General features: G+C 53.7%; 22 protein-coding genes. 1 reads left to right on the forward strand and 21 read right to left on the reverse strand.

From position 1 onward, the window contains the following. Positions 1-267: 267 nt before the first annotated feature. The 16 genes from EXW96_RS13665 to EXW96_RS13740 all read right to left on the reverse strand — a co-directional run bounded on the left by EXW96_RS13665 (position 268) and on the right by EXW96_RS13740 (position 14141). Positions 268-1062 carry a class I SAM-dependent DNA methyltransferase gene (locus tag EXW96_RS13665; protein ID WP_309225098.1) on the reverse strand — a complete coding sequence of 265 codons (795 nt, stop codon included), beginning with the start codon at positions 1060-1062 and terminating at the stop codon, positions 268-270. 75 nt (positions 1063-1137) lie between these two features. Beyond that, on the reverse strand, positions 1138-2037 hold the full coding sequence (locus EXW96_RS13670) for a CvfB family protein (RefSeq protein ID WP_074726996.1): 900 nt from the start codon (positions 2035-2037) through the stop codon (positions 1138-1140). Beyond that, a complete protein-coding gene (gene rsfS, locus EXW96_RS13675; RefSeq protein ID WP_174350760.1) occupies positions 2034-2381 on the reverse strand; it encodes a ribosome silencing factor in 348 nt (115 codons plus the stop codon). Before rsfS ends, EXW96_RS13670 begins: the two co-directional genes overlap by 4 nt. 30 nt (positions 2382-2411) lie before the next feature. Continuing rightward, the gene (yqeK, locus tag EXW96_RS13680; protein WP_174350761.1) at positions 2412-3005 is read right to left on the reverse strand and encodes a bis(5'-nucleosyl)-tetraphosphatase (symmetrical) YqeK; all 594 of its coding nucleotides are present in this window, start codon (positions 3003-3005) and stop codon (positions 2412-2414) included. Continuing rightward, a complete protein-coding gene (locus tag EXW96_RS13685; protein WP_062407481.1) occupies positions 2995-3582 on the reverse strand; it encodes a nicotinate-nucleotide adenylyltransferase in 588 nt (195 codons plus the stop codon). The genes yqeK and EXW96_RS13685 overlap by 11 nt, the downstream gene beginning before the upstream one ends. Positions 3583-3634: 52 nt before the next feature. Further along, positions 3635-3928: a ribosome assembly RNA-binding protein YhbY gene (gene yhbY / locus EXW96_RS13690; RefSeq protein WP_062407479.1), complete on the reverse strand. Its 294-nt coding sequence runs from the start codon at positions 3926-3928 to the stop codon at positions 3635-3637. Positions 3929-3973: 45 nt separating this feature from the next. Then, positions 3974-4843 (reverse strand): shikimate dehydrogenase, encoded by an 870-nt coding sequence (locus tag EXW96_RS13695; RefSeq protein ID WP_174350762.1) that lies wholly within the window; start codon positions 4841-4843, stop codon positions 3974-3976. 52 nt (positions 4844-4895) lie between these two features. Then, entirely contained in the window at positions 4896-6026 is a 1131-nt protein-coding gene (yqeH, locus tag EXW96_RS13700) for a ribosome biogenesis GTPase YqeH (RefSeq protein ID WP_062407474.1), read from the reverse strand. A 7-nt stretch (positions 6027-6033) separates the two neighbouring features. Then, the gene (locus EXW96_RS13705) at positions 6034-6528 is read right to left on the reverse strand and encodes a YqeG family HAD IIIA-type phosphatase (protein ID WP_062410855.1); all 495 of its coding nucleotides are present in this window, start codon (positions 6526-6528) and stop codon (positions 6034-6036) included. A gap of 122 nt (positions 6529-6650) precedes the next feature. After that, positions 6651-8882, reverse strand: coding sequence for a transglutaminase TgpA family protein (locus EXW96_RS13710; protein WP_254611377.1), 2232 nt, complete (start codon positions 8880-8882; stop codon positions 6651-6653). Further along, positions 8879-10123 carry a DUF58 domain-containing protein gene (locus tag EXW96_RS13715; protein WP_174350763.1) on the reverse strand — a complete coding sequence of 415 codons (1245 nt, stop codon included), beginning with the start codon at positions 10121-10123 and terminating at the stop codon, positions 8879-8881. The genes EXW96_RS13710 and EXW96_RS13715 overlap by 4 nt, the downstream gene beginning before the upstream one ends. Before the next feature lie 2 nt (positions 10124-10125). Next, entirely contained in the window at positions 10126-11085 is a 960-nt protein-coding gene (locus EXW96_RS13720) for an AAA family ATPase (RefSeq protein WP_054818528.1), read from the reverse strand. Positions 11086-11389: 304 nt separating this feature from the next. After that, entirely contained in the window at positions 11390-11755 is a 366-nt protein-coding gene (gene spoVAE, locus EXW96_RS13725; RefSeq protein WP_062410852.1) for a stage V sporulation protein AE, read from the reverse strand. A 10-nt stretch (positions 11756-11765) separates the two neighbouring features. Beyond that, the gene (spoVAD, locus tag EXW96_RS13730) at positions 11766-12779 is read right to left on the reverse strand and encodes a stage V sporulation protein AD (RefSeq protein ID WP_062407471.1); all 1014 of its coding nucleotides are present in this window, start codon (positions 12777-12779) and stop codon (positions 11766-11768) included. Continuing rightward, on the reverse strand, positions 12780-13259 hold the full coding sequence (gene spoVAC, locus EXW96_RS13735; protein ID WP_062407469.1) for a stage V sporulation protein AC: 480 nt from the start codon (positions 13257-13259) through the stop codon (positions 12780-12782). A gap of 21 nt (positions 13260-13280) precedes the next feature. Next, positions 13281-14141 carry a DUF421 domain-containing protein gene (locus EXW96_RS13740; RefSeq protein WP_174350764.1) on the reverse strand — a complete coding sequence of 287 codons (861 nt, stop codon included), beginning with the start codon at positions 14139-14141 and terminating at the stop codon, positions 13281-13283. 138 nt (positions 14142-14279) lie between these two features. On the opposite strand from EXW96_RS13740, the gene EXW96_RS13745 reads away from it, so the two are divergent. Further along, positions 14280-14486: a DUF1657 domain-containing protein gene (locus tag EXW96_RS13745; protein ID WP_054818526.1), complete on the forward strand. Its 207-nt coding sequence runs from the start codon at positions 14280-14282 to the stop codon at positions 14484-14486. A 370-nt stretch (positions 14487-14856) separates the two neighbouring features. Here EXW96_RS13745 and EXW96_RS13750 read toward each other — a convergent pair whose 3' ends face one another. From EXW96_RS13750 to EXW96_RS13770, 5 genes are all read right to left on the reverse strand, one after another. After that, positions 14857-15384, reverse strand: a complete 528-nt coding sequence (locus EXW96_RS13750) for a L,D-transpeptidase (RefSeq protein WP_254611378.1) — start codon at positions 15382-15384, stop codon at positions 14857-14859. 184 nt (positions 15385-15568) lie between these two features. After that, a complete protein-coding gene (locus EXW96_RS13755) occupies positions 15569-16990 on the reverse strand; it encodes an NAD-dependent malic enzyme (protein ID WP_174350765.1) in 1422 nt (473 codons plus the stop codon). A gap of 249 nt (positions 16991-17239) precedes the next feature. After that, a complete protein-coding gene (locus tag EXW96_RS13760; protein WP_062407463.1) occupies positions 17240-18205 on the reverse strand; it encodes a carbohydrate kinase family protein in 966 nt (321 codons plus the stop codon). Between the two features lie 234 nt (positions 18206-18439). Continuing rightward, positions 18440-20413, reverse strand: a complete 1974-nt coding sequence (locus EXW96_RS13765; protein ID WP_062407461.1) for a YjhG/YagF family D-xylonate dehydratase — start codon at positions 20411-20413, stop codon at positions 18440-18442. Between the two features lie 122 nt (positions 20414-20535). Further along, complete coding sequence (locus EXW96_RS13770; RefSeq protein ID WP_174350766.1) at positions 20536-20844, reverse strand: IclR family transcriptional regulator domain-containing protein; 309 nt, start codon at positions 20842-20844, stop codon at positions 20536-20538. Positions 20845-20891 lie beyond the last annotated feature (47 nt).

The raw sequence follows: 20891 nt of genomic DNA on the forward strand, positions 1-20891 counted from the left end.
GTGTGTCAAGCAGGACGCCATCGAAAGAAATCGCCCTTCCGGCACGATAATCCTCTTTGCCGGGGATTCCAGAAAGACTTTTTGTACATACTGTATAAAAAGTGTGTGCTGGAGGTTGCCGCCGATGCGAGGATTACTGAACGGTTTGATCTTGTCGCTGCCGCTCTGGGGCATGATTTTGAGCGCTGTGCAGCTGATTTTGCGGTTGATCGAAAAATAGTCCGGCTCGTCATCCCCCGCCTGTTTCCGGCCTCGAACAGGGTCAGCCTATTTTACCGCCACAAAAAACACCCTCTGCGTATTTTCCGTAGGTGGCTCCCACGTAAAATCCCCGTAGCAGGCCGTTTCCCGGAAACCGGCTTCACGCAGCTTCTCCCCAAGCCAATCCAGAGAATAAGCACGCTGCAAATGCAGCTCCTCCACCCGATGGAAGCGTTCTGTCACCGCATCGTCGGATCCTGTTTCGAGCATTTCTCCTTCTCTGACGAAAATCGTTAGCGCATGCTCGATCTCACAGCGTCCCGGGTCAAAATCGCATGTCCATATATACGCAATGTCCTCTTCGTTCAGAGTAAAGGGCTGCGATTCGGCATACGATTGCAGCTGATAAGGGGTGTGCATGTCAAACAGAAATACACCGCCCGGCTTCAACCCCGCATAGGCTTGCCGGATCGCCAGCACGACATCCTCTTCCTCCAGCAAATAGTTGAAGCAGTCGCAAAACGAGATGACCGCATCCACAGGACGGTCCAGCTCCCAATCGCGCAAATCCTGCTGCAGCAGCATCAGCCCGCCTCCGGCAGGGAACGGTGAATGCCGCTGCACGCTGTCCGCCTTTTGCTGAGCGACCGCGAGCATATCTTCCGAGAGGTCGATGCCGATCACTTCGAAGCCCTGCTGCGCAAGCGGTATCGCCAAGGCTCCCGTGCCGCAGCCAAGGTCGACGACGGTCCGGGGAGCACCATACTTGTCCCAGCATTGTCCGGCAAACCGCATCCATTCCTCATAGGGCATATCCTCCATCAGACGGTCGTAAATATACGAGAACCGCTCATAAGCCACACGGCAAACCTCCTTGTCTTAATGCATCATCAGTATCCTGCCGGCGCAAGAAAAAACCGGCACCTCAGCGCTTCTTCACTGGGTAACCGGCTCTGTCGGATCCTGCTTCAGGTAAGTCCAGCTGCCTTCCTGATAAACCAAGCCTTCTTTCATCAGCTTGCCGATGGCGCGTTTGAATGCCGATTTGCTTATGCCAAAGCGCTGACTGATCAGATCGGCAGGCGTTTCGTCCGAGTAGGGCATGGCCTTGTTCGGCCGTTCATGAAGAAACGCCAGCAGCTTTTCCGCGTCCTCATCCCGCCCGACTTCCTTGCGTTCGCGCATCGTACAGTTCACGTTCCCGTCCTCGCGCACGAATGTCACGCGAACCTTGACCTGCTCGCCTAACCGCAGCAGTCTTGTCCGTTCGGAGGAATGGATGAAGCCGATGACTCCGAAGCCGACCACGCCTCCGTCACAGACGACGAACGTGCCCATCTGCAGGGGCTTGTACACCCTTGCTTCCACCCATTGGCCTCGCCAAGTGGCCGGAGCATCGAAACACAGCTTTTTCAGCTGCTCTTCCCCCGCTGTTTTAGCCACGAGCCGGCCCTGACGGTCGTGCGTCAGCACGACAAAGACCTTGTCACCCACCTTTGGACGAAGCTCCTTAAGCTCAGGAAGCTCCTTAAACGGCAGCAGCAAGTGCCGCCCCAGCCCCATCTCAAGAAAGCATCCAAAGCGCGGATGAATATCTGCGACCTCGAGCAGCGCCACCTCGCCAAGCCGAATCAGAGGCTTTCGCATCGTTGCCGCCAGCCGGTCCTGCGTATCGTGAAACAGGAACACGTCTACTTGATCCCCGGGCTTCACTTCCCCGGCCGTTTCGCTGTAATGCAGAAGCACGTCCTGCGTCCCGTCGGTCAAAAAATAGCCGTTGGGCGGCACTTCCCTTGCCACTTCCAACCGCCGGATCGTACCGGCTTCAAGTCTCATACCCGCTCGACCACTTTCGCGTCGGACCAAAGACGCTCGATGTTATAATATTCTCTGTCATCGCGATGGAAAACATGAACGACCACATCGCCAAGATCGATGAGCACCCAGCGCGCCGTATCCATCCCTTCCAATCCGCGAATCCGCACCCCTTTTTCCTCCGCTTTCTTGCGGATTTCCGCAGCAATCGCCTGTACTTGTGTCTCGGAATTCCCGTGGCAAATGACAAAATAATCCGCAATCAGCGATATTCCGGACAGATTCAGGGTAACGATGTTTATTGCTTTTTTGTCTTCGGCCGCCTCGACCGCAAGCGTCATAAGCTCCTCCGGTTGTACCGTCATCTAGTTTCCTCCCTTAACTATACAAATGTTTCAGCTCTTCTGTACCATTCCGCCGTCCTGGTGCTCCAGCTCTTCAATCAAACCATTGCGAGCGGCCAGCGTCAGCGGATATATCCGTTTTCCTTTATCCAGCAAAAACCTTATCGTTCCGTCAAATCCGGCAAGCAGCGCCTTCTCTAAACTATATTCGGCGATTTCGCGAATATTATGCACGCCTGGAAAGTCCCGCCCGGGCTCCATGTAATCGGCAAGGCAAACCACCTTGTCCAGCAGGGTCATCTGACCCCGCCCCGAGGTATGGTAGCGAATCGCATCCAGCACCTCTTCATCCTCCACGCCGTACCGTTCACGAGCCAGCCAGGCGCCCGCATGCGCATGCCAAAGCTCCTTGTCATATTCCAGAAGATCAAGAGGCAAACCGTTTTCCCGAATAATCCGCGCTTGCTCGTCCACCCGCCAATATTTGCACACATCGTGGAGAATAGCCGCCAGATCCGCTTTGACAGGATCCGCTCCGAACCGCTCCGCCAGCCTGACAGCCGTTTCCATCACGCCCAGCGTATGCACCCAGCGCTTCTCCGGCATTTGCGAACGGACCGATTCCATCAGGTCTTCACGCTTCATAAAGACGATTCACCTCGATATAGTCATTTACCCGGTCGGGCACCATATAACGCACCGACCGGCCCTCCGCGCGCCGCTGTCTGATCCCCGTAGAGGATAGCTCAATTTGCGGCATAGAGGCTAAACGAACAGCCTTCCTGATCGGGGCAGGCAGTGCATCGCAGCCGGTTTCATACCCCGGGCGGCGCAATCCGACAAAGGTCACATGCTTGATCAGCTCGTCGATTCTGTACCATTTGGGCAAATACTGCACCATATCCGCTCCAATGATGTAATAGAACTCATGTTCAGGGTACCGGGAACGGAGCATGAGTACGGTCTCGATGCTGTAGGATATGCCGCCTTTGCGCAGTTCGACATCCGATGGCTTGAAAGCCGGGTGGTCTTCTACGGCAAGGCACACCATCTGCCATCGCTGCTCCGGAGAAGCTCCGGGAGCCTGTTCCTTATGCGGCGGCATGGACGTTGGCATAAACCAAACCTCATCCAGCTCCAGCTCCTCGTAAACGCTCTGGGCTGCAATCAAATGGCCGATATGAACGGGATCGAAGGTTCCTCCCATCAGGCCGATTTTCATCCGGCTCCCCCTCTTTGCATTATCCATCCCGGCTTCGCTTGAAGCTTAAAGCTTATACCGGAAGCTCGATCGTTTTTTGTTCTTTGGATTCTTTATACAGCACAATGGTTTTTCCAATGACCTGCACAAGCTCTGCACCCGCGCCGTCCGAGAGCTCCGCCCCCACCTCTTTAGGATCCTCCAGGCAGTTGTTGAGTACCGAGACCTTGATCAATTCCCGCACCTCCAGCGCCTCGCTGATATGGCGGATCAAATGATCGTTCACTCCTCCTTTGCCGACCTGAAATATCGGGTTCAAATGGTGCGCCAGCGAGCGCAGATACCTCTTTTGTTTACCTGTTAACATGCCAGTCCTTCTACCTCTATTCTATGGATGAATTCCATGATTGACTTAAGTTTGCCGCTCTTCAAAAGACTGCAGCACCGCTTCCCGCATGGCTGCAACCGGAGCCGGGAGACCGGTCCAGTATTCAAACGCATAGGCGCCTTGATAAATAAACATGCCCAAGCCGCTGTGAACGGTCGCTCCGCGAAGATCCCGGGCTTCTCTTAAAAAACGGGTAACCAGGGGATTATACACCAAATCGCTGACCACCGTTCCCGGCTTGATCAGCTCTACGTCCATAGGCACCCCGTCCACATTCGGATGCATGCCGAGCAGCGTATTGTTCACAATCAGCGCCGCCTCGCCAGCCAGCTTGCCTGCCTCGTCCAGTCCGTGACCGGATACGCTTCCGAACCCGCTCATGGAAGCCGCAAGCTCCAACGCTTTCTCCTTCGTCCGGTTGGCAATCCAGATATGCTCCACGCCTTCCTTGACCAATGCGTAACCGACGCCGCGTGCGGCGCCCCCCGCTCCGATCATCAGCACCTTGCGGTCTTTCAAATCGATGCCCGTTTCTTCTTTGAGCGAACGGATATAACCGATGCCGTCGGTATTATATCCGATCAGCTTGCCGCCTTCGTTTACAATCGTATTGACGGCGCCGATGACGCGGGCTGCTTCATCGATCTCGTCCAAATACGACATCACCTCCACTTTGTGCGGAATCGTGACGTTGACCCCCCGGAACTGAAGCGCCCGAATCCCTGCGACCGCGTCCTTCAAGGTTCCCGGCAAAATGTGAAACGCCCCGTAAGCCGCATTGAGCCCTGTTTCTTCAAATGCCCTGTTCAACATGATCGGAGATTTCGAATGCCGGATCGGATCCCCAAAAACGCCGTACAACATCGTATGACTATCCAGCTTGTGCTTGCTCATCGTTTCCCGTTCCTCCCATTGGCTGCCATTGCAAACAATCTGAAGCAAAAGTTTAAATGAGCGGCTCCCTGACGGCTACCTTTACGCCCTTAGGCACGTGAATAACCAGATCCGCTCCGGCCTCGCCGTTCACTTTTACCCAACCGATTCCGGAAATGGACACATCCAGATTCGAGCCCTTCGGAATGCGTACCGGATGCTTTACCCACTTCGGCAGCTTGTCCAGCTCCTCCCTGGCAGGCGGTGACAGAAGCCCGCCCTTGTGCTCCTCGTACAGCTCATCCGCACGCTCCAGCTTGGTCCGGTGAGCCTGAAGCGCATTGGATATATAGAAAGTAAAGGACTGCCGGGCTCCCTGTACAAAATCAAACCGCGCAAACCCGCCCAGAAAAATCGTCTGCCGCTCGTTTAGCTGAAACACCAAAGGCTTGACCGGCTTGTCCGGCATCAGCTTCGCCAGATCTTTCTTGCTCACAAGCTCCGTCAGCCGGTGTTGATAGACAATGCCGGGCGTGTCGATGATGGATGCGCCGTCCTCAAGCGGAATCCGGACAAGATCCAGCGTCGTGCCCGGGTATTGCGAAGTCGTCAGCTCCGCGTCCAGGTCGCTGTAATCCCGGATCAGCCGGTTAATCAGCGTCGACTTGCCTACATTCGTTGCGCCGACCACATAAATATCACGGCCGCGGCGGTGTTTGTCCAACGCTTCAATGACCCGTTCGAAGCCCATGTTTTTCTTTGCGGAGCACAGCACGACCTCGGCAACCTTCAGTCCCGCTTCTTTCGCCTGGCGCTGCACCCAGTTTAAGATCCGGTTATAGTTCGTCGCCTTGGGCAACAAATCAATTTTGTTGACTACAAGCACAATCGGGTTATTTCCGACGAAGCGCGGAAGTCCCGAAATCATGCTCCCCTCGAAATCGAACAAATCGACAATATTGATAACAAGCGACTGCGTCGAGCCTACATGCGTAAGCAGGCGAAGAAAATCATCCTGATTTAAAGTAATACTGGAAGCTTCGTTGTAATGCTTTATGCGGAAGCACCGTTGGCAAATGACCGGCGTTCGCGTCAGCGCCTGCTCCGGCACATAGCCGAGCTTCTCGGCGTCTTGGGTTTGGAGCGCCACGCCGCAGCCTGTACAGTGTAACGCATCTTCTCTCATTTGTTTTTGATCCGTCATGGATTCCCTACCTTTTCATGATCGTTAAAGCCGCTTTCTCGATTCGGCGGTTTACCTTCGTAAAAAACCCTTCGTCGCCCAGCGAAATCGGAACCACCAGAATGGTATACAAGCCCATCCGGTTGCCCCCCAGCACATCCGTCAGCATTTGATCGCCGATCACAACGACCTCTTCCGCCCTTAAATTCATCATCTGCAGCGCTTTTCGAAAGGATGCGCTCGAGGGCTTTTTGGCCCGGTAAATAAAAGGCAGAGATAACGGCTCCGCGAACTTGGTCACCCTCGTCCGCTGGTTGTTGGAGACGACGACCACCTGAAAGCCCACGTGCGCCACTACCTTGAGCCAATCGATCAGCTCCGGCGTAGCCAGCGGCGCCTTGGCCCCTACCAGCGTATTGTCCAAATCCGTAATGATGCCCCGATACCCCTGCTCCCATAATTCGTCGAGTTTTATTTCATAAATCGAATTCACTTGTTTGCGTGGAATCAGCTTTTTCAGCAAAGCGTTCACCTCGAAAGACATTAGGCTGTATACGTCAAACTATACCATAATACTCCTTTTTGTTGCAAAAAGGAATACCCTCAAAGGCCGGCAGCCCGAAGCCGTCCAGCCTTTGATTCAAGCTACATCTGAGAACGAAGCTTTTCTACGATTTGCGTCGTTTGACGCCAATCCTCTTCGGTAATTTCCGCATTCCCGTATTTCGCTTTTTCAAAAACAGAAAGCACGGCATCCAGCTCCGATTTCATCCATCCGCTTTGCTTCGTCCAGCGCTGCATCGCTTCCCGGAGCGTTTCGTATTCCTCGCGCACGTAGCCGTTGCGTCGGAAAATACGGAGCAGCCGCTCACACTCCACAATGACTTTCTGCTTCATCAGCGAAGCTCTGCGCCTGCGCTCCCGCTCTCTCCACAGCTCGATGAGCTGAAATTTCCAAACCAGAAAAGCGGCAAGCAGTGCAGCCGCAGCAAGGATGCCTCCTGTGGCGACATGATGCGGCCCGACGACGGGTGTATTTTCTTCCGTCTCGGTTACGATGGGAGCCGGAGCTTCGGAAACGTCGACTGCAGGATCGGCCTCCGCCGTCGCCGTTGGCAGAGCGAATCCGGCGGTCGGCTCAAACGGGATCCAGCCATAGCCGTTGAAGTAGACCTCCACCCAGGAGTGGGCATCCGAGTTCCGTACGGTATACACTCCTTCGGCATCGGTATTGGCCGAAACCTCGTCCGGGAACATGCCGAACAATTCCCCGTTCATTTCCGCCGCACCGGAAGCATAGCCCTTCACCCAACGGGCCGGCAGGCCCACAGAACGGGCCATCACCACCATGGCAGTGGAATAATAGTCGCAATACCCCTCCCGGATTTCAAACAAGAAGCGGTCGACGAAGTCGCGGCTGCGGCCCTTGGACAAGTCGGGTCTGTTCGTATAAGGAAAATTCAACTGGAGATACTGCTCGATTCTCTTGGCTTTATCGTACGGATTCGCAGCCTCTCTGGTAATCTCGGCTGCCAGCGTGCGCACACGTTCGGGCAAATGGTCCGGCAGCTGCAAATACTCATTCATCCCCTGCCGTACCGGTTCCATCGGCAGTGCGCGCAAAGCCGCCTCGTCGACAACCGGCATGTGAGACACCACCGTATACGTCTTCGGATAAGGCTGATGCTCGCCGTATCTCAGCTCCGACTGCCGGGCGGACCATTGCAGCGCTTCAAATCCGCTCTTCGCTCCGTTAATGCCGGTTACTTTTTGCACGGCATAGGCGCCAAAGAAAACGGGATACCGCTCATCTGTGAGCATGGTCACCGTTTGCGTCACCTCAACGGTTTTCCGATTTCCCGCCGGATACCTCGGATCGGCAGGAACGGGAGCGTCCGGGCGCACGTTATTCCAGGCTCCCCGGCGTTCGCCGTCGCTTTCCTCCCAGCCTCTCCCGGTGTAAAGCGAACGGGTTTCACCGCGCCAATAGGCCCTGTGCGTCGTTTCTACGGTCATGACCGGCGTGTAGTCAAATTGGAACCCTGCGCCGAGATTAGAGTCGTTGCGGCTGTAACCGGAAGAAGAATCCGTCGCGTCCACAACAGCAGATACCTGGATTCCCTTGCCGGTTGTAAAATTCATCGGCTCCCCTTTGAAATTGCGCCATGCCGTATAAGGATCCGTCAGCGTCGGACCTACCTCCGGCATCAGCGCCCCGATGAATATGGTCAGGGATACGAGTGAAACGACCGGAATCGCAATCGATGCCGGGTAGTCGGCCAGCTTCCGCCAAGCCGACGAATCCTTGCGCCGAAGCTGCGTAAAGTGGCATAAAATCAGCAGGAACAGCCCGCAAGCGACGACGACAGCCACCTGCGGCCATAAATAAATGGCCGAAAACGAATCGCGGATGCACATCGCCAGAACCGTCAGAACCAGCAAAATATAAATCCGCCACTTTGCTTCCACCCACCAGATCGTGGTCAAATAAGCGACCCAGGCGCCAAGGGCGAACCATAAGTAAGGCGTAAGATCGTACAGGTTCAAAAACAGCTGGGAAGATAAAAAGCTGGAGAACGGCATGGGCTCGATCACCTCGTACCGTTCGAGCACCTGGATATTGATAACAATAATGGCACCGAGCTCCAACGCGCCGCGAAGAAGCCAATGGATAAGCGGAACATGCTCCATTATAAAAATGACGAGCAGCGTCAGCTGAACGATAACAACCGTCTCCTGCAGCCACAGGCCGTCTTCTTTGGAGAACCAGATCGTAAACTGAAGCAAAAACAAGCCGCACAACAGCACTGTAACCCGATGCGGCCAATCGTGAAATAACAAGCGCTTCCACCAGGCAAGCGGTTTTTCGTTCATCATCTCCCACCTCCCAACTGGAAAGGCAGCTCCGACAAATGCTGCACCGCATAACAAACGATGCCGCGGGACTTGAGCTGCTTGACCCAAGCTTCCCTGCGGGCGGCATCCGGGTTGACCCACAGATGGCAGGGTTTCATTTGCTGCTGCTTGAGCCAGACAAGCAGCTCAAGCATGCCATCCCCCGAAACCGGACTGATCAGCTTAATGAAGCTACCCGGCGCAAGCATATGGATTTTCTCCATCAGCACCTGCCGCGCGCCGTATACTCCGTCCGCCTCCACATCAATGAGATGCTGCATTACGGCATGGTACTGTGCCTGCCCCGGTCTCGGTTCAAAATACTTATCGTCCGCCCCGCAGGAAATAAGCCCAAGAGCCAGGCCGCGATGAGCGCCGTACTGGAACATCGAGGCGGCCGCCGAAACCGCCAGCTCGAACGGATCGGGATCCTGATAAGACCGCAGACTGCGGTCCAGAAACAAATAGGTCTTGGGAAGCGATTCCCGCTCAAACTCCTTCGATTTCCAGGTTCCGGTCTTGGCGGTCGCATTCCAGTGAATCCGCGAGAGCCGGTCTCCGTAAATGTATTCGCGGACACCGTTAATTTGCGTGGTTTCCCGCGCGGCACGTGTCGTCGAGGATTGGTGATTGGTTCCTTTTACCATCTGATGAAACTGCTGCCATTCCCGTATGGGCACGGTTTGCGGAAGAACAGAGATGCTTTGAGGCAGCTCAAGCTCTCCCTTATGCTCGAACAACCCAAACACGTCCTCGGTTACGCATTCCGTGGTCCCGAACACATAGTGCCCGCGGCGCATCGCCGGCGTTTTGTACTCCCATTGCGCGCGTCTTTTCCAATCGGGCACAACCGTCGCCTCAAACGTCAGCTCCCGGCCGCTTTTATGAACTAATCGATCCTTGACGAACAAGTAAGGCATCGGCCAAAATCCCGGGATTTGCAGCTGGATCGTCACTTCAAGGGTGCTGCCGGCTTCGATCGTCGTTCCGGATTCGTTGTGCTTCAGCGTCCGGATTCCTTTCGTGCGCTTGATCCCGCTCCACTGGCCGAGCAGCAAATAAACGCTGAGTATAAATATGATAACAAACAGCATCAAGGCCAGCTTTCCGCCCTGAAACAGCAAAAATCCCAGGCTGCCCAACAAAACCGAGAGCACGGCCCAGAGCTTGCGGCTGGACCCCGAGCGTCCCGCCAGCTTAAAAGCGAAAGAAGGTCTCAGCATATTCACTTCTCCAAACGTACCGGCACTTTCACCTGTTGAAACACCGATTGCAGCACCGACGATACGGTGACCCCTTCCATCCGTGCTTCCGCCTGCAGGATCATCCGGTGTCCAAGCACATAAGGCGCCAAAAATTTAATATCGTCCGGAAGGACGTAATCTCTTTGCTGAAGCAAAGCGAAGGCTTTGACCGCCTGCACCAGCGCCAGCGTCGCACGCGGGCTCGCTCCCAGATAGATGGACGGATGTTCGCGGGTCAGCCGGATAACGGATACCAGGTACCTTGCCACCGCTTCATCCAGATGAACCTGCTTCACTTGCTCTTGAATGGCCAAAATCTGCTCCACTTCCGCAACAGGCTCCAGAGCATCCAACGGGTGGGATATGCTTTGGGATACGATCATTTTCGTTTCCGTTTCCGCATCGGGATAGCCGAGACTGAATTTCATCATGAAACGGTCCAACTGGGCCTCCGGCAAAACATAAGTACCCTCGAAATCGATCGGATTCTGGGTTGCCAGCATCAGGAAGGGTTTTGGCAGATCATGGGACTCTCCATCCACCGTAATATGCCTCTCCTCCATCGCTTCCAGCAAGGCGGACTGCGTCTTGGTCGTTGCCCGGTTGATTTCATCGACAAGCAGGATGTTGGTCATGATCGGACCCGGACGGAACAAAAACACTTCCTCCTTGGGATGATAAATGGAAACGCCTGTAATATCGGTAGGAAGGAGGTCGGGGTTGCATTGGATGCGGCGATATTGGCCGCGGATCGATTTGGCGAGCGCTTTGATCAGCACGGTCTTGCCTGTGCCCGGCACATCCTCAAGCAGCACGTGGCCCCCTGCCAGCATCGCGGTTAAAAGCAGCTGAATTTCTTCTCTTTTTCCGAAAATGCAGGATTCCAAATTTGCCTGTATCCGCCTAATCGCCAGTATATCTTCTCTGATCATCGTCTCCATCGTCCGGCCTCCTTAATAAGTCTTAACTAAGCATGAATTAAATTTATTACGCAAATAAAGAGCCTAAGGTTCTACAAAATCGTGTCGATTTAACAAATGAAATCAAATTGTAATGCTATTGTAACAATTGTAACATGTCCACAAAATACAAGAGACTTACTTCCTATTGTACAGGAATCAGGAAGCGGAGTACACGTATAAAAATGATTTTGAATGATGGCAAAAAAGCCCCGAAAACCTCAGGGCCGGGCGTTGGCGCCGCGCGCTTCCAAGGTTCTCGGAGCTTCCGTCTCCGCTGCCGCCGTTATCCTTGCGGCTTGAATACGAGGGCGGCCAGGAATGAAAAAATGATGGCCGCAGAAATCCCCGCGCTGGTTACTTCAAAGATGCCCGTGATGATTCCGACTGCGCCATGCGTTTTCAATTCGCTCAGCGCTCCGTGCACAAGGGAATTGCCAAAGCTGGTAATCGGCACGGTAGCCCCGGCGCCGGCAAACTCGATAAAGCGTTCATACAAGCTTTTGTCGCCGATCTGAATGCCGTCCACGATGGCTCCGGCTACCACCAAAGTGGTCATGGTATGCGCCGGCGTCAGCTTCATGATATCCATCATCAATTGCCCCAGCACACAGATCGCCCCGCCGATGAGAAAAGCCCAGACAAACTGCATCCAATTCATGCTAATTCACCTCGCTTTCAATCGCTACCGCGTGTGCAATGCAGGGAATGCTCTCCCCCTGCTGAAACGAAAGCGGGGAGAGCAGCGCTCCCGTCGCAACGATCAGCACCCTTTTCAGTTCTCCCTTTTGGATCCGTTTCAAGACGTGACCGTAGGTTACGGTAGCCGAGCAGGCGCAGCCGCTCCCTCCCGCTTGGACGCTTTGCTTTTCCAAATCGTACATCATCAGACCGCAGTCGTAGTAACGGGTCTGCTTGATCGGCACCTTATGCTTTTCCAGTAATTCGCATGCAATTTCATAGCCTACACTCGCCAGGTCGCCTGTTAAAATCAAGTCATAATAGCCCGGCTCCCGTTTGAAATCACGGAAATGTGACTGCAGCGTATCGACGGCCGCCGGGGCCATCGCCGCACCCATATTAAAAGGGTCCTTGATCCCCATATCAATGACGCGCCCGATCGTAGCTCCTGTTACGACCGGTCCCTTGCCCCGGTTCCCCACAACCGCACAAGCCGCTCCCGTAACCGTATATTGGGCGGTGGGAGGCTTCTGCGAGCCGTATTCCGTAGGGTAACGAAATTGCTTTTCCGCGGTACTGTTGTGACTGCACGTTCCCGTTAACACTTGATAGCCATAGCCCGAATCCACGATCATGGAAGCCAAAGCCAATCCCTCCATCGAAGTAGAGCAAGCGCCGAAAATACCGAGATAAGGAATTTGCATCGTCCGCACGGCAAAACTGTTGCTGATGATTTGGTTCAACAAGTCGCCGCCGACATAAAATTGAATATGCTCCTTGGTCACCCCCGCATTCTCCAATGCAAGCTGGGCAGCTTCTTCCAGCATTTTTTTCTCGGCTTTTTCCCAACTGTCTTGTCCGAGCTTGGTATCGGCATGCACAATGTCGAATTCGTTTCCCAGCGGTCCGTTGCCTTCATCCGGCCCTACGATGGTCGCCGTTCCCATGATGACCGGACGCTTCTTGAACTCCCAGCTCTGATATCCCTTTAGCATTTAACGGCCCTCCATTCCAAGAATCAAGTGAATAAGGCCGATGACGAAGGCCGACACGGTTCCGAATACGATAACAGAGCCGGCCAGCTTGAACATGTTTCCGCCGACACCGAGCACGTAGCCTTCGCTTTTATGCTCCAAAGCCGCAGAACATATCGAGTTGGCAAAGCCCGTCACAGGAACGGCGGACCCGGCGCCCGCCCATTGGGCGATTTTATCGTATACCCCAAAGCATGTCAGCAAAACCGAAATGAAGATGAGCACGGCGGCCGTCGGGTTGCCAGCTGTTTTCTCTGTGAACCCGAACCACCGGATGAACACTTCCATTATTCCTTGGCCGATCAAGCATATAAAGCCTCCGACCGCAAAGGCCCTCAGGCAATTTTTCAGCACCGGCCGGGCCGGCTCCCGCTTTTTGGCAAGCTCTTGGTATTCCTGCTGCGTCCAGGTCAATTTCTTCATTTTCGATTTGGTGGTCATTTTCGCATCCCCCTTTTCTGTTCAGCGTTTCAATAACGGTTCGACCTGCCCGATAATGTCTTTTATTTTCTCCATACCTTGTTCATACATTCGTTTTGCCTCTTCGTTTGTCGTAGACAGCCCGAACAACGCCAGATCCGCTTCGCACTTTTTTAAAGTAGCCAGCAGCAGCGGCTTTTGATTCATTGGCGGAACATTCAGCATATCGTCGTATAAATCAACATACAGCTGACCATACGAATCCACTTGTCCGACAAACACATTTTCCAAGGTAACGCCTATTTTCTCCAATTCCGTTTGAAGCCATTCCCGGCTGAGCCCTGCCGTAGCCAAAGGCTCGTCCCTGATTTTCCCGTCAATAATGACCGTCTGGCTTTCCCGCTGCGGCGCAACCCGAATGCCCAAATGCTGCGGAGTCAAAGGCTGTTGTTCCTGCTTTAACAAAACGCTGAGATCCCCGCTTGGCTCAAGAACGGCAAACTCCGCATCAGCCACGTTAAAGACACCTTTGATCCGCAGCTGCTCCAAAAGCTCATCGGCGGTATAACGTTCTTTTTTCAAATTGTCTTCCATAATTTTTCCATCCTTGATCATCACGGTTCCGGTGCCGTCGAACCATTTCCGCAGCAGGTTACTTTTTAAGGCAAGGATTTCGAGGATATAAGGAATGGAAAACCAGACTAAAAGTCCCATCACGCCGTACATAAAAGGCGATTCGAGATCAATGGACATAAATCCGATCAGTTCACCAAGCGCAATACCGAGTATGTATTCGAAGTAGGTTAACTGAGAAATTTGCTTTTTGCCAAGTATACGGGTGATTAAAAATAAAATCGTAATGGCTCCTGCCGAACGGATCGCGATATGCGCCCAATCATGCAATGGATTCTCTCCCTTTCCGGTGGTTAAAACGTAACGTTTCAATTATTTGCCGAAATCCCTTTTGTTATTAATAGGAGTTTTTTTACATTCATAAATCCTCAAGACTGAGCCATATTATTTTTTGTGGAGGTGATATCAATGACCGTTGCATCCCAAGTAAAGACGACGCTGGCATCCCTCAAGAGCGCGCAAGCAAGCCTTGAAAGCTTTGCGTTAGAGACGCAAAATCAGGAAGCCAAGACGCTGTTTGAAAATTGCGCCCAGCAAACACAAGCGATTGTGGATCAAGTCAGCTCACGCGTGCAGCAGCTTGAAAATGAAGAGCCGCAATATAAAGGATTCTAAAATCATACAGCCCGGTCCACCCTAAAGCGGATCGGGCTGTTTCTTCGTCAGAGCGTCTTCTCTTTCCGGTCAATACAGCAGCAAAAGGGTGATCACCAGCAGTAAAAAAAGCAAGATAATCAGCAGCACGGGCATGGACTGATCCATAGTTGACGCCCCCCGTCCGTGAAAAATTTTGGAGGTTACTCTATGGTATGCCTTGCGGCAGCAATTGCGACATCATTCGCCCATCGATTTGGCTGAAGAAAATTTAACCCCGTCCTTTTAGGTAAAAAAAGAACCCCTTTCGGAGTCCCTTTTCAATGGTTGCCCGGTATGACCCGCTGATTTGCCCGTCGCAGCCCTACCTGACCTTTTACCGTTAAGCCTGCTACTCCAGAATAATCACCACGATGCCCAGCGGAATATGTCTGAACAGCCATTCGACATCTCTGTTATGCATCCGAATACAACCCGAAGATGCGCTGCTGCCGATCGAATACGGCCGGTTGGTTCCATGAATACCATAGGTATAGCCGCCTGTTCCCGGCACATTAATCCCCATCCACCGGCTGCCGAGCGGATTGCGCGGATCGCCGCCGGGGATTCGCTTGCGCACGTACCATGGCTTGACGATCTTGGTGACAATATGAAAGCGCCCTGTAGGAGTGAGCTGCTTTGTCCGGCCGGTAGCGACAGGAAAGGAATACGCAACCCGTCCGTTCAGAACTACAGTCAACCGGTTCGAGGTCTTATTGATGATCAAATAGACGCCTTCTTCTGCCAATCCATCCGTTATTTCGATTTTGGTCTTGTCCGATTTCGGAGCCGCGGCCAGCGGCTGTGCCAAGAGGGAGGCCGACAAGGTCAGCAGGAATAGCATGAAACAGAGTTTGAAGCCGCACGCTATCTTTCTCAAGCTGCTCATCCTTACGTTTAAAATATAGTGCACGGGGTTCGTCTTATTATGCCTTATCCGAACCTGCCGCTATTCGCACGCACCGTTTTTTCTCCGAATCGACCGATGGGCAAGCAAAAAAACAAGCCGTCTTTGCGGTCAACCGCAAAGACGGCTTGTTTTACAACTTTGGAATGACGATGGATTATGCAAATTCATGCGGAACTTTGCGTGCTACCCCTGTATCCACTGCCGCCTGAATGACTTTTCTTCTGACAACCTCAACCACACGGTTATTGAACACGCTTGGGATAATATACTGCTCGTTCAGTTCGGCGTCCTCTACAATAGACGCGATCGCATAGGCGGCTGCCAGTTTCATTTCCTCGTTAATGATGGTAGCCTGACAATCCAATGCACCTCTGAAAATCCCCGGGAAGCACAGCACATTATTCAACTGGTTCGGGTAATCGGATCTTCCCGTAGCCATGACGCGTACATATGGCTCCGCAATTTCCGGTAAAATCTCCGGAGTCGGATTGGCCATCGCAAAGACAATCGGGTCTTTGGCCATTTTTTTCAAATCGTCTACCGTAATCACGCCGGGACCGGACAAGCCGATAAATACATCCGCCCCCTGCATCGCGTCGGATAACGTTCCCGTCACATTGTCGGGATTCGTATTCTCCGCATACCATTGCAGCATGGGGTTTTCGTATGTAGCGTTGCGGTTGATAATACCTACGGATCTCGTCGCACCGACGATATGCTTGACTCCGGCCGCGATCAGCATTTTCGTGCAAGCCACGCCTGCCGCGCCGACTCCGCTGAACACCACTTTAATGTCAGAGATTTGCTTGTTCACAATTTTCAATGCGTTGATCAATCCCGCCAGCATCACCACGGCGGTTCCGTGCTGGTCATCATGAAAAACAGGAATATCCAGTTCTTTTTTTAATCTTTCTTCAATTTCAAAGCAGCGCGGCGAGGAAATGTCCTCCAGGTTAATGCCTCCGAACGCCGGTGCGATCGACTTCACAATCCTGATGATTTCTTCCGTATCCTTCGTATCCAAACAAATCGGAAAGGAATCGATATCCGCCATTTCTTTAAACAGCATCGCTTTACCTTCCATCACCGGCATCGCGGCAATCGGACCGATATCGCCCAACCCGAGTACAGCGGTACCATCGGAGACGACCGCCACCGTATTCCGCTTGATGGTTAACGAATAAACTTTGGAAGGATCTTCATGAAGCGCCATGCATACACGGGCTACACCCGGTGTATATACATGAGACAGATCATCCCTGTTTTTAATCGGAACCTTCGAACGAACTTCAAGCTTTCCTCCCAAATGCATCAGGAAGGTACGGTCTGATATGTTGACGATTTTAATCCCCGGCACGTTGCGAACGTTTTCAATCAATTCAGCTTCGGTTTCTCTGTTTGAAACGGACACCGTGATATCTCTGATCGTTTTTTGTTTGCTTCGGTTCACAATATCTACGGCAACGATTTCGCCGCCTTTTTCATGAATTGCATTAGCGATTTGAATGAATGCTACGTTGGGTTCCAGCTCCATTCGCAAAATAATTGTATAACTTCCGCTTGTCTGACCACTCATTTTTCATTTCTCCTTTCGATATAGAAAATCCTAATGCAAACTATGAAATCAAAAATAGTTAAATTTATGCATTATTTCACAGTCTAATTACATAATGAATGTGTGTCAACGATATTTATATAAATGTTTTTTATAAATCTTTTTTTCATATGTGAAAAGTAGTTTTTCATTTGTGAAAGAAGTATCGAAAAAGCTCTGCCGCAAGCAAATCCCCTTGCATCATCGGTAAGCTCAGGGCCCTCCCGTCTCTTAACCGAACCGTTCCACCTCTTCCAGAGACGGCAGCGCGGCAATCGCCCCCACTTTCGTACAAACCATGGCTCCCACTTTATTGGAGAAGGCAATGATGCTCTTCCACGCTTCAAAGTTGTCGCACAAAGCATGCGGGTCCTTCGCGGACGCCAGCTGAAACAAGGTTGCGCCCACAAACGAGTCTCCGGCACCGGTGGAATCGACAGACTTGATGGCGACGCTCGGAATCACGGCGTGCTGCCCGGCGGCGGAAAGCAGCGTCCCTTCCTTCCCCAGCGTGACGGCAATGACGCGCGCCCCCCATTGATGCATGTCCCGCACGCCCTCCAGCCTATCTTCTTGCCCGGTAATCAGACGCAGCTCCTCGTCGCTCACCTTAACGAAATCGGCTTGTCCGATCCCTTTGCGCGAACGCTCGATGAATTCGGCTTCTCTTCCCTGCCACAGATTGGTCCGGAAATTCGGGTCGAAAGAGACGAATATTCCGCCTGTTTTGGCCTGATCGATCAGTGCAAAATAGGTTTCGAGGGATTCGCCGCCAAGCAGGGCTGTTGCCGAACCAAAATGCATCACACGCGCTTTGGATATGTACTCCAGATCCACATCGGCTATGGTCAGCCGCTCATCGGCGCCGCGGTAAAAGACAAAGTCCCGCTCCCCGTTCGCCTGCAAAGAAACGAAAGCCATGGTCGTTTTCACCGTATCGTCTTTGGAAATCATCCGCGTAACGACGCCGGCCTGATCGAGCACCTCGATCAGAAACCCGCCGAACGGATCGCTGCCTACTTTGCCGACAAACGCCGCATTTCCCCCCAGCTTGGCGACGGCCGCCGACACATTCGCAGGGGCTCCGCCGGCTTGCTTGACAAAATTAGCGCCTTTCTTTAAATCGACATCAATGTCTGTACAAAAAAAATCGATTAAAAGCTCTCCTACACAAACGACAAGACCGGCTTGAACCATGATCACAACTCCCCTGTTTTCATCAGAATCATCTTCAAAGCATCCATGCTTTAAACCTTTTAAGGCGAACCTTTGACCTCATGCTATCACGCCAACCCTATTTTTGTAAAACCTCTTTGCTCCCGATAAGCGCACCGGACACGAGTTGTGCCCTGAAGCTGAACAGCCGAGGGGTCAGGCCACCCTTCGGCTGTTTGCTTTAACGCTGTACATCGGCCAAGCACACCGCACGTTTTACCATCCAAGCGCTTTCTTGCCGGCTTCGAGCAGCGTGATAATGCGGTCCACATCATACACGCTGCCGCGCCACGTTCCGCCGCTGGCCCCTTGGAGCGCCGCCCACAAGCGGGTATCGTCCGGCAGACCGGGGTCAGGGGCGAGACCGGGATGAGGCGATCGCCGGGCCAGCACCTCGGCTCCTTCCTCGGGCGTATAGAAGGTGTCCCCTTCGCCGACAAAATGCAGGCTGCCCTGCAGCCGTTCGCGGTCAATCACGACTTCAATCCAGTCACCGTCCCGCAGCTTGCCGATCGGCCCGCCCGCAAGCGCTTCCGGACCTACATGGCCGATACAGGCGCCGGTGGATACACCTGAGAATCGCGCATCCGTAATCAGCGTCACATGCTTTCCGAACGGCAGATGCTTCAACGCGGAAGTCAACTGGTACGTCTCTTCCATTCCCGAGCCGATCGGGCCGCGGCCGATCAGCACCATAATATCGCCGGCCACAATGCCTCCGGTCTTGATGGCCCGGATGGCATCCCGTTCAGCAGTAAACACCTTCGCCCGCCCTTTATGGCGATAAACGCCGCCGGGTCCCACAACCGTCGGATCGATGGAGGTCGATTTAATGACGGAGCCCTCCGGCGCGATATTTCCGGTCGGGAACGTGACGGTGGACGTCATTCCGTGGGCCCGTGCCTGCTCCGGACTCATGATGACCTCATCGGGCCGGATCCCGTCCAATTGCTGCAGCGCCTCGCGCACCTTTGCCCTCCGCTCTGAGGTCTCCCACCAATCGAGCACAGTCCCCAGCGTCTCGCCCGTTACGGTAAGAACCGATTCGTCGAGCAAGCCGAGCTTGCGCAGATGCAGCATGACCTCAGGCACCCCTCCTGCCAGAAACACCCTGACCGTCGGATGGTACACGGGACCGTTCGGCAGAACGCTGACCAACCTCGGCACATCGCGGTTGACACGGTCCCAATCCTGAACGGCAGGGATAGTGCAGCCGGCCGCATGAGCGATGGCCGGAATATGCAGCAGCAGGTTCGTGGAGCCGCCGAAGGCCGCGTGGACAACCATCGCATTGCGAATGGCCGCATCCGTGACGATGTCGCGTGTGCGCAGCCCCTTCGACTCCAGCGTCATGACGGCGCGGGCCGACTGGCGGGCGAGCTCATGCCAGATCGGCTGACCGGACGGAGCAAGCGCCGCGTGCGGAACTGTCAGTCCGAGCGCTTCGGCGACGACTTGTGCCGTAGCGGCCGTACCCAGAAACTGACAGCCCCCGCCGGGCGTCGCACATGCCCGGCAGCCGAGATCCGCCGCATCCTCCAGTGACAGTTCTCCATTCGAGTATCGCGCCCCGATCGTTTGGATTTTACCGGCATCCTCCCCGTTTGAAGGAGGCAGTGTCACTCCCCCGGGGACAATGATACATGGCAGCTCGCGCATGGCTGCAAGAGCCGTCAGCATCGCCGGCAGGCCCTTATCGCAGGTAGCGATGCCGATGACCGCTTTGCGTGTGGGAAGCGAACGGATCAATCTGCGGAAGACCATGGCGGCGTCATTGCGATAAGGCAGCGAGTCGAACATCCCCTCGGTGCCCTGACTTCTTCCGTCGCACGGATCGCTGACATACCCTGCGAACGGCACTCCGCCGATCTTCCGGATTTCATTGGCCGCATCCTGCATCAGCAGCCCTACTTCCCAATGGCCGGTATGGTACCCGAGCGCGATCGGACGGCCGTCCTCCGCACGAATCCCTCCCTGGGTGCTGAGCAGCAGCACCTGCTTGCCGTTCAGTTCGGACGGCTTCCAGCCCATCCCTACGTTTTGCGTCAGCCCGAACAGATTCCCGCTCGGCTCATGGAGCAGCATGTCCGGCGTCAGTGGAAGCGTACCTTGAGGACCTTGAGCATGTGTATGAAGCCGGTATAATTGTTCGCCTTGAGTTCCCATGATAGATGTCAATAATTCACTCATGTCATTCTCTCCCTTTTGCCACCGGACTTTTACCCGGTTATTGTTTTATATTATAAAACTTGGTTTTATAATTTAGCTAAAAAGAAACGGGTCAAGCTTATACAAGCTTGCCGCCCGCGTGTTCACCTGAGCATGACGCCGTATCCCATCCGCTCGGAAAGCTCTCCGACGGTCTGCAGCAGGAGCTTGACGTACTCCTCTTTATCCTCATCCGTCACTCTCGCTTTGAGCATCGATACGCTGATCGCCGCAATCACTTCCCCCGAATGGTCCCTGACCGCCGCGGCGATACAGAAAACCCCAGGCTCGTTCTCCTGATCATCCGTAGCATATCCCCGCTTTCTTACACGCTCCAGTTCCTGTAAAAAGCCTCTTCCCTGAATCCGTGATAGTTCTTCTGTGAAAAAGAAGAAAAAGAAAGGAAATCGCATCTCCGATGGTGAATTTTAAAGGAACCATGAATGATCCACTTTCACCT

It is taken from the genome of Paenibacillus sp. JMULE4 (assembly GCF_013337105.1).
Classification (GTDB): domain Bacteria; phylum Bacillota; class Bacilli; order Paenibacillales; family NBRC-103111; genus Paenibacillus_G; species Paenibacillus_G naphthalenovorans.